This is a genomic window from Shewanella sp. 4_MG-2023 (genome assembly GCF_030548015.1).
Taxonomy (GTDB): domain Bacteria; phylum Pseudomonadota; class Gammaproteobacteria; order Enterobacterales; family Shewanellaceae; genus Shewanella.
This window is the reverse complement of the sequence record NZ_JAUORL010000012.1, coordinates 51,809-68,409: the sequence shown is the minus strand read 5'-3', so window position 1 is coordinate 68,409 and position 16,601 is coordinate 51,809. Positions and strand designations below refer to the sequence as shown.

Sequence of the window (16,601 nt, the reverse complement as noted above, 5' to 3'; positions counted from 1 at the left end):
TTAATGTCATTAATACTACTTTTGAGCTAACGCTGACCAAAACTTACTGCTGTTAAGCCGTGAGTCTTGGATATCGCGATTCCATGGAGGTTGGTTTTTGATGTTTTTTTCAGCGTTTATAGGCTGTTTTAAGTCAAAATTTAATTAATTTGCCTAATATAGAAAAAAAAACCCTAGATTAGCGATTGTTAACCTGTTCGGTCTTGTGGAAAGCCAGCGGCATTGATAAAGTTACCTGATTTTTCTTTCTTCTGACGATACAGAATACAGGCTAGATACATGTTCAAAAAGCTGCGTGGCGTTTTTTCAAATGACCTATCGATCGATTTAGGTACGGCAAATACATTAATTTACGTTCGTGACGAGGGGATCGTGCTAAACGAGCCATCGGTGGTCGCGATTCGTGGCGAGCGTGGCAGCAGCGGACAAAAATCAGTAGCTGCTGTGGGTACAGATGCAAAGCAAATGCTAGGCCGTACTCCTGGAAATATTCAAGCAATTCGCCCAATGAAAGATGGCGTAATTGCTGACTTTTACGTGACTGAAAAAATGCTACAGCACTTCATTAAGCAAGTGCATAACAATAGCTTTTTCCGTCCAAGCCCGCGTGTCCTTGTTTGTGTGCCAGTTGGCGCAACACAAGTTGAGCGTCGTGCCATTCGTGAATCAGCCATGGGCGCTGGTGCGCGTGAAGTTTACTTAATTGAAGAGCCAATGGCTGCTGCAATCGGTGCTGGTTTACCAGTATCAGAAGCTACAGGTTCAATGGTTGTTGATATTGGTGGTGGTACTACTGAAGTGGCGATTATCTCGTTAAACGGTGTGGTTTACTCGTCATCAGTACGCATTGGTGGTGACAAATTTGACGATGCCATCATTAACTACGTACGCCGTAACTACGGTAGCTTAATCGGTGAAGCAACGGCTGAGCGTATTAAGCACACTATTGGTACTGCATATCCTGGCGACGAAGTACTTGAAATTGAAGTACGTGGTCGTAACCTTGCCGAAGGTGTACCAAGAAGCTTTACCCTAAATAGCAATGAAATCTTAGAAGCGCTACAAGAGCCGTTATCAGGTATTGTGAGTGCGGTAATGGTTGCATTAGAGCAGTCTCCACCAGAGCTGGCTTCAGATATTTCTGAGCGTGGCATGGTATTAACCGGTGGTGGCGCATTATTGCGTGATCTTGACCGTTTGCTAATGCAAGAAACCGGTATCCCGGTGATGGTTGCTGAAGATCCGCTAACCTGTGTTGCTCGTGGTGGCGGTAAAGCGCTAGAGATGATCGACATGCACGGTGGCGACTTATTCTCTGAAGAGAACTAAAGAGCGAACCAATGGCGGTGTATATTTTGACTTCTATAGCTAAAATGTCACCGCCTGATAATTATGAAACCAATTTTTGTTCGTGGTATATCGCAACAATTTAGATTAACACTGGCAATTATCTTGTCGGTGGTATTACTTATCGCTAATGATCGCCTAGAACCTCTTCGTCAGTCCATTTCTTCTGTTTTAAGCCCGCTTCAATATTTAGCTAATGTCCCTGGTGTGATGCTGGATTGGTCTGCCGATTCTATTGCTACCCGTAATATGTTGGCAATACAAAACAAAGAGTTGATGCGCCAGCAATTACTGATGTCTGAGCGTTTACAACGTTTTGAACACTTGAGACAAGAAAATGAGCGCCTTAGAGCCTTACTCGGCTCACCGGTGCACATGGACTCGCGTAAAGTGGTCGCAGAAGTGATGGAAGTGGCAAGCGATCCTTTCAGGCATTATGTGGTACTTAACCACGGCGCTCGCACAGGGGTATTCGTCGGCCAGTCGGTTGTTGATGCCAAAGGCGTTGTTGGCCAAGTGGTTGAAGTGAGTGAACTTACCAGTCGAGTATTATTATTGACTGATACCAGCCACGGTATTCCGGTGCGAATTACCCGTAATGATGTTCGCGCCATTGCTCAGGGCACCGGTGATATCGATGAAATCGAATTACGCCATGTGGCTAAAAGTACCGACGTTAAAGTGGGTGACTTACTGGTGACATCGGGTCTTGGGAAGCGTTTTCCTGAAGGTTACCCTGTGGCGCGAGTGATGAACATTTCTCGTGATGCTGGCCAAAGCTATTCTATTATCTCTGCGCAGCCATTAGCGGCCTTAGACCGTATCCGTTATGTATTATTGATTTGGCCTGATGAAGACCTTGAGTCTCTCAAGCCAACATTAGTCTCCGATATTCCTCCCCTTGAGGCAGATGCTGAATTAGTGACCGATACTGAGGTGAGCCAATGAGTGCGCATATTGCCAATGGCCGCATGGTGGTGTTGATCACCATTTTTGTCAGTATGATGTTTCAAATCATGCCGCTGCCGCCCATTGTTGAAGCTTGGCGACCAGATTGGTTGTTAATGGTAATGATTTATTGGGCGATGGCACTGCCACATCGTTATAGCGTACTTACCGCATGGGTCGTTGGCGTGCTGCTTGATGTGCTGCTTGGCGCAACCTTAGGGGTGCGCTCGTTAGCCTTTTCGATTGTCATTTATCTTATTGTGATCCAATCCCAAAGGTTACGTAACTTTACCCGCTGGCAGCAGTCTATATTAGTGGCGCTGTTTGTGTGTTTATATCATTTTATTATTTATTGGGTCGAATTTGTAATTAACGGTGTTGGCTTCGATTGGTCAATGTTCTTACCTGCGATCTCCAGTATTTTCATGTGGTGGTGGTTTTTTTGGGTGCTACGCAACATTCGTCGACGTTATAAGGTTCGCTAAGTATGAGTTGGGTTCTTGCTTCAACATCGCCACGCCGCAAAGAGTTACTGGCCCAAGCTGGGTTTTCAGATGCTGGATTTTCTTTTAAGCAGGTAGCACCTGATATTGATGAATCACATATTGCTGGTGAGTCAGCCGCCGATTTCGTGCTGCGATTAGCTAAAGAAAAAGCCGCTGCAGGCTTGGCCTTGTGTACTGAAATCGACGATGCCAAAGTATTAGGCTCAGATACGATAGTGGTGCTAGGTGAACAGATTTTAGGTAAGCCAGTAGACAGACAAGATGCTCAAGCTATTTTAGCGTCATTGTCGGGGCAAACCCATCAAGTCATGACAGCTGTTGCAGTGACTGATGGCACTACAACCCTAACAAGGCTTTGCCAAACGGCGGTAACCTTTTGTGAGTTATCCGCCCAGACTATTGATGCCTATATTGATACCCAAGAGCCAATGGATAAAGCTGGCGCTTATGGTATTCAAGGATTAGGTGGCTGTTTTGTACAGGCAATTACAGGCAGTTATTCTGCCGTTGTCGGGTTACCGTTAGTAGAGACTCGCGAACTACTCATTGAAATGAACCTGATTAAATAAATAACACTCCTTTAGGTTATCTGTCTTTGACACTGAGCTGCAGAAGTTGGCTCGATAACCCATATCGTATAACAAGACGTTAAACAGGTGGCTTATGCAAACTAAAGCTCAGCGTAAAAAAGGCTCTGAATTACTGATTAACGTGACGCCAACAGAAGCGAGAGTCGCGCTGGTTGAGCATGGCGTACTGCAAGAAGTCCATATTGAACGACGTATGAAGCGTGGTTTAGTGGGTAATATTTACAAAGGTAAAATCAGTCGGGTGCTACCTGGCATGCAAGCCGCTTTTGTGGATATTGGTCTTGAAAAAGCTGCATTTTTACATGCCTCAGATATTGTTCCCCATACCGAATGTGTTGCCGATGTTGAAAAAGGCAACTTTGTGGTGCGTGATATTGCCGAATTAGTCAGGCAAGGTCAGGACATCATAGTGCAAGTGGTGAAAGATCCCCTTGGCACTAAAGGCGCCCGCCTGACTACCGATATCACTTTGCCTTCACGCTACTTAGTCTTTATGCCAGGTTCAAGCCATGTGGGTGTATCTCAGCGGATTGAAGAAGAGACTGAGCGGGCTCGCTTAAAAGCGATTACCGAACCTTATGTTGATGAAGATGGTGGTTTTATTATTCGCACCGCTGCTGAAGGCGTAGGCGATGATGAACTGGCTCAAGACGCGGCGTTTTTGCGCCGGGTATGGAAAAAAGTCTGCGAGCGTAGAAAGCGCAAAGGCGCGACTTTGTTGTATCAAGACTTAGCCCTACAGGTGCGGATTATTCGTGACTTTGTTGGCGCCGAACTTGACCATATTCAAGTGGATTCTCGACGCACTTTTGCAGAGCTGCAGGGTTTTGCCCAAGAATTTATGCCTGAAATTGCTGAAAAGCTCGAACATTACTCAGGGCCAGCCCCCATTTTTGAACTCTATGACGTTGAAAATGAAATTCAGCGCGCATTGGGGCGTAAAGTCGAATTAAAGTCTGGCGGCTATTTAATTATTGATCAAACTGAAGCTATGACCACAGTCGATATTAATACCGGCGCTTTTGTGGGACATCGTAACTTAGCCGAGACCATTTTTAATACTAACCTTGAAGCCACTCAAGCGATTGCTAGGCAGCTGCGGTTACGTAATTTAGGTGGCATTATCATTATCGACTTTATTGATATGCTAAATGATGAACATAAAAAGCGGGTGCTAGACAGCTTAAATAGCGCTTTAGCGAACGACAGAGTTAAAACCAGTGTCAGCGGTTTTTCGGGTTTAGGTTTAGTGGAAATGACCCGTAAGCGCACCCGTGAAAGTTTAGAGCACGTCGTCTGCGGCGAGTGCCCAGCTTGCCAAGGTACTGGCTCAATGAAAACCGTTGAAACTGTTTCTTATGAAGTGTTTAGAGAAATCATTCGCTTGAATCGTGCTTACCAAGCAGATGAGTTTTTATTGTATTGCTCGCCTGCGGTTTATAAGAGCTTAAGCAATGAAGAAGGGCATTTATTAGCCGAGCTTGAAGTGTATATCGGTAAACGTATTAGACTGCAAAATGAAACCTTATATACCCAAAATAAGTATGACGTGGTGATGGTGTAGTGCCCAAGAGTAAAACCTTAATTGCGTGCAGAATATGCTTTCAATCAGTAGCCGTAGTCTTGGTACTATTCGCGCTAGCGGTCAGTCTTATCCGCGGTTTACTGCCACATTTACCTGAAGTGCGTTCAGAAATTGTTGATTATTTATATCAGCAATATCAGCTTGAGGTTCAAGTGGGTGAGGTTTCTGCTGAATGGCAGGCCTATGGCCCCGCTTTAACCGTCAGTAATATCGTGATCCCGCCGCAGCAAGCTATACCAGTGACTGCAATTGCCAGCAAGGTACATCTAAAACTGGATTTTTGGCAAACGCTACTTAGCCTTAGCCCGCAAATCGAAACGGTCAAGTTTGATGGCATTCATGTGGCATTGAACATGGATGCGCTTGCAAGCTCTGAGGCCACCTCAGCTGCTGCCACAGATCTCGATTGGCTCTATGCGCTATTGTTAGAGCAACTAGAGACTTTTTCAATCAGTGATGGCACCTTACAATTACTCAGTAACAGCCATGATTATCGGCCGATATTTATTAGTAATTTAACTTGGCATAATATGGCGGGCATGCACAGAGCTAAAGGCTTTATACATCTTGATGAGCAAGCTTCAGAAAAAGAGCTACTGGCTTTAAGAGTTGATTTAAAAGGCAGTGGTTATCAACCCGATAATCTTAAGGGCCAAGTGTATATCTCGGCTGAGTCGTTGGACTTGGGGGAATGGGCATCAAGACAACATGAGAAAGAGTTAAAGCTTGATAGTATTGAATTTGAAGGCATTGTAAATTTAAAAGCTTGGCTCGGGTTTGAGCACCGCACCATTAATACTGGTTTATTAGTCTTTGAGCCAAGTTGGCTACAATGGCATGGGACTACTGAGTCGCAGAAATTTGAAATTGGTGGCGGCGCGTTAACTTGGCAGCCCAGTGATAACGGCTGGCAGATTAATAGCTATGACCTTGATTTTAAATCGAATGAGCAAGCTTGGCCTGAATTACAACTATCTTTAAAAACCAACTACCGTGACTTATCCGTTAGCGTTAATCAAATCGCCCCAGAAATGCTGACACCATTATTGCCGTTAATCCCGTCAATGGGCCTTAAAGGGGTTGAGCAATGGGGTAAATTGCAACCACAGGGCAGTATTGGGCCACTGCAATTACTCAAAGTTGCCGATAAACCGCTATTGTTTAAAACTGATATTAAACAACTGCAATGGCAACCTGCGGGGAATATTCCCGGCAGTAAACCCATTGATGGCAGCCTTTCTTGGGCTAATAATCTATTAAGTGCCGAGTTTCCTGCGCAGCAATATCAGCTAGATTTTCAAGATGGTTTTGAAGCGCCGCTAACATTATCGGCTGATGCATTTAAAGCGCAGTATAGTTTAGCTAAATCACGGCTTACCTTACCCAAAGTCCATTTTTACAATGATGATATTGATCTCGCCGCATCAATGCAGCTGGATATGGCTGCGCAAGCGCACTTGGCGTTAAATGCTAATGTGGCTATCAGCAATGCTGCCAATGCAGGGCGTTATTTCCCTCTTAAAACCATGAGTGATGATTTAGTCAGTTATCTAAACCAGGCTATTCTCAAAGGTCATATTCCTGATGCGCAAGTTGTGTGGCATGGTGATCTAAGCGGTTTTCCTTATCAAGACAGTTCAGGTATTTTTCAAGCTGGGTTTAACCTTAATGACGGCGCATTTGAGTTTCAGCCTGATTGGCCCAAAGTTGATGATTTGAGCTTATATGCCTTATTTGAAAATGCCGCCATGGATATCATGATTAATAAGGGCAAATTATTAGACGTAAATGCTGCTGGCGCCCATGTTTATATTCCGTTTATGGGTAAAGATACCACCTTAAAAATTGAAGCTGAAATCGCGGCAACAGCAGCGGCTGCAAAAACGCTTATTGATAACTCGCCTTTGCAATCATCTGTGGGGACGACCTTGGATGTGGTGCAAATTTCAGGGGATATTATCAGTGATTTAGATTTAACCATTCCGATGTATGAGGGCGGTGTTGCTGACAATAAAGGCTTAATTCATTTTAACGATAACCAGGTGTTTATCGCCACACCAGGGCTTAACTTGGAAAAAGTAAATGGCACTGTGGCATTTATTAATGCTGAAGTTAACGGCAATCAAATCAACGCAGATTTATTTGAGCAGCCACTGACATTTGATTTTGGCACCAACAAAACCTCAGCTGATGATTTAGCCTTAAGCGTTGGTTTAAAAGGATTGTGGGATTTAGACAATCTACCTGATTATATTGATAACCCGTTATCTGACTATTATTCCGGTCAACTGGATTGGGATGGCGGGGTCACTATGATATTTGATGCCACAGGTTACAGCCTGCAAGTACAGCTTAACTCAGACTTAGTTGGCGCTGAATTATCCTTACCTGCGCCGTTTACAAAAGCAGCCGCTACGCCTACCCGATTAAGTGCAGAGCTTATTGGCGATAATAAACAGGCCTCATTGGGGCTTAAACTAGCGAAACAAGCTGAGTTTTGGGGCGGCTTCAATCAACAAAGTGGTGATAATTTAGCCCATTATGATCTGATCTTGGGGCGTCAGTTTAAGTTAGGCGACAAGCTTGCCAAAGACCAAGGTCATATCATTATTGATTTACCTGATGCGGTGCTGACTCAGTGGCTGCCGATCATCAGTCAATTTACCGATAAGGCAAGCTCAAGTATCGATCTTCCAGATACCACGGCTGCGGCACTGGTAAATACTGAAGAGGAAATGGCCAGTATTTTTGCCAATAAGCCTGCAGCTGAGTCAGCCGTGGTTGATACTGTGACAGCCCATGCAGCGGAAACCTCAGCGCCCACTGAAAACCAGCCTAGCACCACAGAAGCTACCCTAACGCGGCCAAAAGCTAGCTTCTTCCCGCCGCTAGCGTTAATTGATGCCAAGGTGGGTAAATTAGATATTTTAGCCCAAGACTTTAATCAACTGAGTTTTAGCGCCAAGCCGTTAGAGCATGTATGGCGTTTTGATGTTTTGTCACAAGAATTTGATGGGCGGATTGATTTTTATTCCAGTTGGCGTGAACAAGGCTTAAAAGTTGTTGCCAGTAAATTGCATTTAACGCCCAGGGTTAAACCTGCTGAAGAAGCGGAGTTCAGCCCAGATAATATGCTCGATAATTTACCGCCATTAGCTGTGGATGTGGATGATTTTGGCATCTACGATAGGCGTCTGGGCCATTTAGTGCTGCAGGGTATTCCTTATGAAGACGGTTATCGCTTTCAAACATTAACCCTCACCCGGCCCATTGTTAGCTTGCAAGCTACTGGCGATTGGACCTTTAAAGATGGCAAAAACCTGACTAAGTTTGATGTTAAATTGAAAGCCAGTAAATTTGATGCATTGTCAGAAGTCCTTGGGATTAACCCCGGCTTAAAAGACGCCCCCCTTGATTTAGTTGGTGAGTTTTCATGGCAGGGCCCGCCTTATGGTTTCTCATTAGACACCCTAAACGGTAAATTACGTTTTGATATGGGCAAAGGTTACTTATCTGAAATTAGTGATAAAGGTGCGCGGATATTCTCGCTATTTAGCCTAGATTCTATAGTGCGTAAGTTATCTTTAGATTTTTCTGATGTGTTTGGTAAAGGGTTACACTTTGACTCGTTCGGGGGCTCACTTAATATCGATAACGGTGTGGTTAAAACCACTGACACTGAAATGGATGCGATTGCCGGTAATATGAAAGTGCGTGGTTATACTGATTTAACCACCCAAAGTTTAAATTATGATATTCGCTTTATTCCGCAATTGGCATCAAGTGTGCCTACAGTGGTATTGCTCAGTACCAGCGCATGGACTTTAGGCTTAGGTGCCTTTGCCTTGACCAAGGTATTAGAGCCTGTGATTGAGGTTATTTCTGAAATTCGTTTTCGCCTTGGTGGTACTATGACCGAGCCACAATTAGAAGAGCTTGAGCGAAAAAGTAAAGAAATCGAAATCCCAGAATCAATTTTGCCAAGAACGCCAGCAACACAAGTCAGCCCTGATAAGGTCGGGGCAGGTACGGTAAGCTCGGAAGCTATTAGCTCTAAAGTTGAGAGTGTAGAACTAAACCGCTCTGAAAATCAGCCGAATGCAACTGATGTTAATAAAGCTAATGTTAATAAAGCTAATGTTAATGACGCTGGTGTTAATGACGCTGGTGTTAATGAAGTAGATGCTACTGACATAAACCTTAAAGCAGATGAAGCAGCCACAGAGGCCGCAGCCAATATCGTGTCCTTTAGCCTGTATCATCGACAATGCCAAGGAGGCGCCAATGCAAGTCAGTTTATTGCAATGTCAAAGCAGCACAGATGTCAAAGCCAATCTGGCCTTTATCGACTCGCAGCTTAGTGTATTACCTCGAAAGGCTAATGAACCGCAACTGGTAGTACTGCCTGAGTGCAGTTTGCTATTTGGTGGTCACGAGCAGCAGCAATTAGCTGTTGCTGCTGTGGAAGAATCCAGCAAACTTAAACAGCAACTGGCCGCATTAGCTCAGCGTCATCATGTTTATATGGTGGCCGGAACTATCCCGATTTCTGCAGATGCAGCTAGGGTCTATAGTCGCAGTTACTTATTTGATGATGAAGGCAATACCTTAGGCAGCTATGATAAGTTACACTTATTTGATGTTGAGGTTGCCGATAAAACGCAATCCTATCGAGAAAGTGATACTTTTTGCCCAGGGGATCGTATCACTGTCATTGACACCCCATTTGGCAAGGTAGGCTTAGCCATTTGCTACGATATACGTTTTGCTGACTTATTCAGGGCATTAAGGTTAGCGGGGGCAGAAATTATTGCCTTGCCATCTGCATTTACTAAGGTAACAGGCGCAGCCCATTGGCAAACCTTGATCCAAGCAAGGGCGATTGAAACCCAGTGTTATTTTCTGGCTGCCGATCAATGGGGTCAGCATAACCAAGGTAGCCGAGAAACCTGGGGCCAAAGTATGATAGTAGACCCTTGGGGCAAGATTATCGCTGAGAAAAAGACCGGTCTAGGTTGGGTGCAAGCCCAGCTTGATTTAGCCGCCTTAGCGACCATAAGACAACAAATTCCAGTGGCGGCGCACAATCGCTTTATTGCGCCCCAATTAAAATAAATACTGAATTAGCTAACATATCGAGCGATGAATTAAGTTCGGTGAGACAAGAATCCACATACAGGCCATGGGGCTTAAAGAGAGAATTAATGCCATTTTTAGCTCAAGTAGAACAAAGTTTATTACAAGGCGCACTCACCCTTGACGGGCTGCAAGATTATCTGAACATTATTCATCAGCATAATATTGATTTTTCAGATTTATATTTTCAAGGCAGCCGCCATGAAACCTGGGCGCTTGAAGATGGCATTATCAAAGAAGGTAGCTTTCATATTGAGCGCGGAGTCGGTGTTCGTGCCATTACTGGCGAGAAAACCGGTTTCGCTTATGCTGATGAAATTAATCCAGCAGCATTACGCGCAGCAGCAGAAGCGGCAAGAGGCATTGCCTTGGCGGGCCAAGAGCACAAAGTACATGCCTTTAAACGTCATGACACCCATAAGCTTTACAGTAGTGATGACCCCATAGCGGCCATGGAAGAAGCGCCAAAAATTAATTTGCTCAAGCAAACTGATGCCTATATTCGTAGCCTAGATAGCCGCATTATTCAAGTGGTAGTGAGCTTGTCTGGCGTACATGAAGAAATTTTAGTGGCTGCCAGTGATGGCACCTTAGCGGCGGATATTCGTCCGTTAGTGCGCTTTAATTGTAGTGTTATTTTAGAAGATAACGGTAAGCGTGAGCGCGGCAGTGCCGGTGGCGGCGGTCGTCATGATTACAGCGTATTTATGGCAACTGATGACGCCGGTTTACCTGTGTGTTTTGACTTTGCCCGTGAAGCGGTGCGTCAAGCCCAAGTGAATATCAATGCTATTGATGCCCCAGCAGGTGAAATGGCCGTAGTACTGGGTAACGGCTGGCCTGGCGTATTGCTGCATGAAGCAGTAGGTCACGGTTTAGAAGGTGACTTTAACCGTAAAGGCAGCAGTGCCTTTAGCGGTAAAGTCGGTCAGCAAGTGGCCTCAGAATTAGTTACCGTAGTGGATGATGGCACCATTGTTAATCGCCGTGGTTCATTAAGTATTGATGATGAAGGGGTGCCAACCCAAAAGACCACCTTAATCGAAAATGGTATTTTAAAGGGCTATATGCAAGATAAGCTTAATGCGCGTCTAATGGGCGAGCCGACAACCGGTAACGGCCGCCGTGAATCTTATGCGCACCTGCCAATGCCACGTATGACTAATACCTATATGGAAGCTGGCACTTCAACGCCTGAAGAAATGATCAAGTCAGTAGAGAAAGGCATTTATGCGCCTAATTTTGGTGGCGGCCAAGTGGATATTACCTCAGGCAAATTTGTGTTCTCAGCCTCAGAAGCCTACCTGATTGAAAATGGCGAAGTCACCCAAGCAATTAAAGGGGCTACGCTTATTGGCAACGGCCCAGAAGCCATGAGCCAAATATCTATGGTGGGTAATGATCTGGCCTTAGATCAAGGTGTCGGCGTGTGCGGTAAAGATGGTCAAAGTGTACCAGTTGGGGTGGGGCAACCTACCTTGAAGTTAGACAGTTTAACCGTTGGCGGCACTGCTTAACAATGAAACCAAGGTGCCTTAATAGCACCTTAGTTATTTAGGCCATTCTAATCGACATTGCTTTATATTTAGCTACACTTAACTAACTGTTGTTGATGTAAAAAGTAAAGTTAGTCACGACTTGCTAATAACATAGAGTAAAAAATCTAATCAGGGTGGTGTAATGGGCTATTTGGTCATTTGTAATCGTATTATGTGCAGTCGTTTTGCCGCATTTTTAGTTGTGGGGATCAGCGTTATTAGCGCAGCTCAGGCTGAGCCCTTGGCTTTTAATCAGGCTTGGCAACAACTGCTAACGGTCAGTGATAAGTTAAAGGCGCAATCTCAAGAAGTCAGCCGCGCTGAAGCGGAGCAAGATGCGGGCAAAGACTTAAGTTTGCCCTCGCTTGATCTATCAGGAAGTTATACCCGCTTAGAAAAACCCGTAGAACTTGATTTACGGGATCTTAATCCCATTGCATCATTAGATCCCGCCGCTCTGCCGCCAGCCCTTGGCAATATCATTGGTGCGATCCCCGGCTCACTGTTTGTGACCCCGTTTACCGAGCAAGACGTTTTTCGAGCCAGTTTAAAAGCCATGTGGCCAATTTATACTGGTGGACAAATTACTGCGGCTCAAGGTATTCAAGCCGCCCAAGTGGAAGAAAAAAAGCATCAGTACGCCTTAGTCAGCCGCGAGCTGTTTACCCAGCTTGTCGATCGCTACTTTGCAGTAGCAGTGACCAAAACCTTAGTGCAAACGAATCAACAGTTGGTTGATTCGTTAACCGAGCACGCGTCACACGCGCAGAAATTAGAGCGCGAAGGGCAGATTGCCAAAGTTGAGCGCTTAAATGCCCAAGTGGCGCTAGAAAATGCCAAAGTTAATTTAGGCAGCTCCCAACGCCAATATGAAATGTCGACCATTGCTTTATCGAGAATGTTGCAGCTGAGCAATGCTACTCCTACATCGGGGTTATTCTCACTGGCGCAGCCGCCATCATTGCCGCGCTTAAGCCAGTTAACCATCAGCCAGCACCCTGCGCTAAAACTGCTGGAGGCTAAAGAAACCCAAGCGAATGGGCTAATTAAACTCGAAAAGGGTAAGTATCATCCCACCGTATTTTTATACGGTAATTACACCCTTTACGAGGACGATAGTTTATTTTCGCAAATTGAACCCGACTGGATGGTTGGATTAGGCGTAAATGTGCCAATATTTAGCCGTGATGGCCGCAGCGGTAAAGTCAAAGCCGCCCAAAGCGCCTTGTTGCAAGCTAAGCATACTAAGGCGCAAACTCAGCAAGACTTAAGCCTGCTGGTGGATCAAAGCTATCGCCAACTCCAGCAAGCAGATGAAGAAGTTAACGCCCTTAATGCCTCTTTAGCTCTCGCTACCGAAAACCTGAGATTACGTGAACTTGCCTTTAATCAAGGTCTATCAACCTCAATCGATCGGGTGGATGCAGAGCTTAAACTCAGCGCTGTTAAAACCCAGCAACTGGGGGCGCAATATCGCTATGTACAAGCATATGCCAGATTAATGGCCATCAGCGGTCAAGTGGATGAATTTATCGGTCGAACCCAATTACAGGAGAGCCAGCATGCGGACTAATAAGATTATTGCAGTTATCGCCATTATTTTTTTGGTGGGCATATTAGCTAACGGCTTGAGATTGGCATTTGAGCCTAAACCCAGTGTATTGCAGGGGCAAATAGAGGCCAGAGAATACAATATCTCCTCTAAAGTGCCCGGCCGCGTTGAGCAAGTCATGGTTAGGCGCGGCGACAAAGTGGCCATTGGCGACTTATTATTTGCCATTAATAGCCCGGAATTAGCCGCTAAATTAATGCAAGCGGAGGGCGGTCGTGACGCCGCCAATGCCATGCAACAAGAGGCGGATAACGGCGCAAGACAACAGCAAGTTACCGCAGCAAAGGAGCAATGGCTCAAAGCTAAGGCGGCGACAGAGTTAATGCAAACCACCTATCAGCGAGTTGAAAACTTGTTTAATGAAGGAGTGGTTGCCAGACAAAAGCGCGATGAAGCCTTTACCCAATGGCAAGCAGCTAAATACACTGAGCAAGCGGCGTTAGCTATGTATGAAATGGCCGATGAAGGCGCCCGAGTCGAGACTAAAGCTGCTGCGGCGGGTAATGCCCGTATGGCAGAAGGTGCAGTCAAAGAAGTGAATGCCATTTTAGCCGACAGCCAAATGCGCTCGCCTAAAGTGGCTGAGGTCAGTGAAGTGTTATTGCAAGCGGGTGAGTTAGCCCCAAGTGGTTTTCCTGTGGTCAGTTTAATTGATATGTCGGATGCCTGGGCCGTATTGCAACTACGTGAAGACCAATTGGCTGAGTTTAAAGTGGGCAATGTTGTGTCGCTAACCATTCCGGCATTAAAACTGACCACGGACTTTACAGTGGCGCACATCAGTGTGATGGGCAGTTTTGCGACTTGGCGCTCCACTGAAAGTGGTCACGACTTTGATATGCGTACTTTTCAAGTCGAGCTGCGCCCCAATGAAGCCATTGATGATCTTAGAGTGGGCATGTCAGTATTACTGACATTAGATTAATCTCAGCATTTACAAGCCAGTAGAGGCTAGAGGCGCTCATGGGAGCTTTATTACAGAAAGAACTCAAGACACTGTGGAACTCACCTTGGCAATTAGCCTTGGTGACTTACATTCCCATCATCAGCATGTTGTGTTTATGGTGGCTATTTAGTGCAGGTTTACCACGACAATTACCCGTAGCAGTGGTTGATTTAGATAACAGCCAGCTAACGCGAACATTGACTCGCAACCTCAGTGCTAACTCCGTTATCAGCCCTAAAACTTATCCTAATCTGGCACTGGCTCAAGAAGCTATGAGTACTGCAGAGGTCTATGCGCTGGTAGTGTACCCCCATCAGTTTAAGCATGGCTTATTAACAGGCGCTAGCCCGACCATAGATATTCGTTATAACAGCCAGTTCTTATTAGTCGGTAAGTTGTTATCCAGTCAATTACAATTAAGCCTTGGCTCAGGGTTAATGCAAGTGGCGGGGCTAAAACAACTTTTAGGCGGTGCCAATAAAGCATCTGTTGCAGTAAATTTATCCCCAGTGACCAGTCAAACCACGGCTTTATTTAATCGTAATAATAACTACGTCGGATTTTTAGTGCCGCCAGTATTAATTGCATTGCTGCAGTTATTATCAATGATGGTGTTCGTGAATAGCTTAAATGCTAGTTTGATCAAAGGTGAAGATAAATGCTTATTGCCTGATAATTTTTGGCAATTAGTGGCCACTAAAGTCATGCTCTACACGCCAATCATGTTGCTCCATGGCGGCTTTATTTTAGTTTGGTTATATGGCTATTTAGGCTTACCCATTGCTGGCAGCTTAGGCTTGTTAGTACTGACTCAGGCCATGATGCTAGGGGCCTTGTGGCTATTGGTCATATTAGTGGTGGTGGTTATGCGCGAGCCTGCTGGCAGTATCAGTATGGGCTCGGCGATGTTTGCGCCAGCATTTGCCTTTATGGGGATTACATTTCCAGTTAATGATATGCCGCAATTGGCGCAGTGGTGGCGATTGTTAATGCCTTCAAGTCATTATATGGACACCCATGTTATTGTGGTTAGCTATGGCGCCGAGGCTGGGCAGGTATTATTGCAATCTAGCTCCTTGTTATATTTTCTCGTGTTATTGCCTATTGCTTGGTTATTAGCAAAAATCATTCGTCAAAAACAAGCGCCGGTAAATAGTGCTGAGTCGTTAGCTGTTGTGAGCCAACAGCAGGAGGCACGATGAATTGGTTGCAACTTGTTATCGCTGATTTTAAAGCGCTGTTAAGTGATAAAGACATTGTACTGACGGTTTTTGGCGGCTTACTGTTTTACTCGGTGTTATACCCTCTGCCTTATTTACATCAAGTCCCTACCGAGCAAAAAATTGTCGTGGTAGATCATGATAACTCTTCATTGAGCAGACAGTTAGTGCGTCATGCCGATGCCAGCCCCAAAATCAAAATAGTCAGCCAAGTGGCCAGCATCAATGAGGCGCAGCAGTGGATTTCAAACGGCGATGCCTTTGGTTTATTGGTTATTCCAGAAGGCTTTAGGCGTAACCTACTGCTGGGTAAAGGGGCAACCTTAAGTTACGGTGGTGATGCCAGTTACTTCTTAATTTATTCTGCGGTAGCAGAAGGGTTAGTGGCAGCAGGCATGGATGCCAGTAAACAAGTGCAAATGATAGGCTTACTGGCGCGGGGCGAGAATCCGCAGCAAATTCAACAAGATCTTAATTCAGTCAATTTAAATAGTGTGCCGGCATTTAATCCAAGTTTAGGCTATACCCCTTATGTGGTGCCGGGATTATTTTTACTGATCTTGCATCAAACCCTCTTGATAGGTGCCAGTATTTTAGGCGCAGGCCAATGGCGTAAACAGGGCTATTGGCAGCAGGTATCGCCACTGGCGTTGATCACCGCACGAATAGCCGTTTTCAGTTTAATTTATAGCTTTTTTTCATGTTTTTATTTGGGCTGTTGCTACTACTTTTACGGCGTTAGTGTGCAAGCGAGTTTAGGCCAAGTGTTGCTGTTTATGGTGCCATTTATATTATCGACTGCGGCGTGCGGGGTTGCATTAAGCTGTTTGTTTGTCAGGCGTGACTTACCCACTCAAGTATTATTATTGGTCTCAATGCCGATTTTATTTGTCTCAGGCTTTGTGTGGCCGCTGGCATTAATTCCTGAGCCGTTAGTGCAAGCTTCGCAAATTATCCCTGCTGTACCTGCCATTATGGGTATGTTGCAGTTAAATCAAATGGGCGCCTCATGGGATGCCATCATGCCAATGTGGCTGCAAATGTGGGGCTTATTTTTACTGTTTAGCTTGCTGGCTTATATTGGCGTAAGACGTCGATTATTTAGTAAGGAAGGGGCCAGTGTTTAGTTTTGAGTAGCGGCCTTTAGGGCTGTGAATTAGCTGGTTAATCATG

12 protein-coding genes are annotated in these 16,601 nt (G+C 45.2%); all 12 read left to right on the top strand.

What is annotated here, in order from left to right; all coding sequences use genetic code 11:
• The first annotated feature begins 279 nt into the window (after positions 1-279).
• Positions 280-1,329 (top strand): rod shape-determining protein, encoded by a 1,050-nt coding sequence (locus Q4546_RS08760; RefSeq protein ID WP_076538556.1) that lies wholly within the window; start codon positions 280-282, stop codon positions 1,327-1,329.
• Positions 1,330-1,392: 63 nt separating this feature from the next.
• The gene (mreC, locus tag Q4546_RS08755) at positions 1,393-2,295 is read left to right on the top strand and encodes a rod shape-determining protein MreC (RefSeq protein ID WP_303446109.1); all 903 of its coding nucleotides are present in this window, start codon (positions 1,393-1,395) and stop codon (positions 2,293-2,295) included.
• Positions 2,292-2,780, top strand: coding sequence for a rod shape-determining protein MreD (gene mreD / locus Q4546_RS08750; protein WP_102475458.1), 489 nt, complete (start codon positions 2,292-2,294; stop codon positions 2,778-2,780). The genes mreC and mreD overlap by 4 nt, the downstream gene beginning before the upstream one ends.
• Positions 2,781-2,782: 2 nt before the next feature.
• Complete coding sequence (locus Q4546_RS08745; RefSeq protein ID WP_102520456.1) at positions 2,783-3,370, top strand: nucleoside triphosphate pyrophosphatase; 588 nt, start codon at positions 2,783-2,785, stop codon at positions 3,368-3,370.
• A 94-nt stretch (positions 3,371-3,464) separates the two neighbouring features.
• Positions 3,465-4,955: a ribonuclease G gene (gene rng, locus Q4546_RS08740; RefSeq protein ID WP_102439994.1), complete on the top strand. Its 1,491-nt coding sequence runs from the start codon at positions 3,465-3,467 to the stop codon at positions 4,953-4,955.
• On the top strand, positions 4,955-9,337 hold the full coding sequence (locus Q4546_RS08735) for a YhdP family protein (protein ID WP_303446107.1): 4,383 nt from the start codon (positions 4,955-4,957) through the stop codon (positions 9,335-9,337). The genes rng and Q4546_RS08735 overlap by 1 nt, the downstream gene beginning before the upstream one ends.
• Positions 9,261-10,091 (top strand): carbon-nitrogen hydrolase family protein, encoded by an 831-nt coding sequence (locus tag Q4546_RS08730; protein ID WP_303411861.1) that lies wholly within the window; start codon positions 9,261-9,263, stop codon positions 10,089-10,091. The genes Q4546_RS08735 and Q4546_RS08730 overlap by 77 nt, the downstream gene beginning before the upstream one ends.
• An 89-nt stretch (positions 10,092-10,180) precedes the next feature.
• Positions 10,181-11,629, top strand: a complete 1,449-nt coding sequence (tldD, locus tag Q4546_RS08725) for a metalloprotease TldD (RefSeq protein ID WP_102439992.1) — start codon at positions 10,181-10,183, stop codon at positions 11,627-11,629.
• Between the two features lie 193 nt (positions 11,630-11,822).
• The gene (locus Q4546_RS08720) at positions 11,823-13,223 is read left to right on the top strand and encodes a TolC family protein (protein WP_303446136.1); all 1,401 of its coding nucleotides are present in this window, start codon (positions 11,823-11,825) and stop codon (positions 13,221-13,223) included.
• Entirely contained in the window at positions 13,213-14,187 is a 975-nt protein-coding gene (locus Q4546_RS08715) for an HlyD family secretion protein (RefSeq protein WP_303446106.1), read from the top strand. The genes Q4546_RS08720 and Q4546_RS08715 overlap by 11 nt, the downstream gene beginning before the upstream one ends.
• 38 nt (positions 14,188-14,225) lie before the next feature.
• Positions 14,226-15,410 carry an ABC transporter permease gene (locus tag Q4546_RS08710; protein WP_102439990.1) on the top strand — a complete coding sequence of 395 codons (1,185 nt, stop codon included), beginning with the start codon at positions 14,226-14,228 and terminating at the stop codon, positions 15,408-15,410.
• Entirely contained in the window at positions 15,407-16,555 is a 1,149-nt protein-coding gene (locus tag Q4546_RS08705; RefSeq protein WP_303446105.1) for an ABC transporter permease, read from the top strand. The genes Q4546_RS08710 and Q4546_RS08705 overlap by 4 nt, the downstream gene beginning before the upstream one ends.
• Positions 16,556-16,601: the final 46 nt, after the last annotated feature.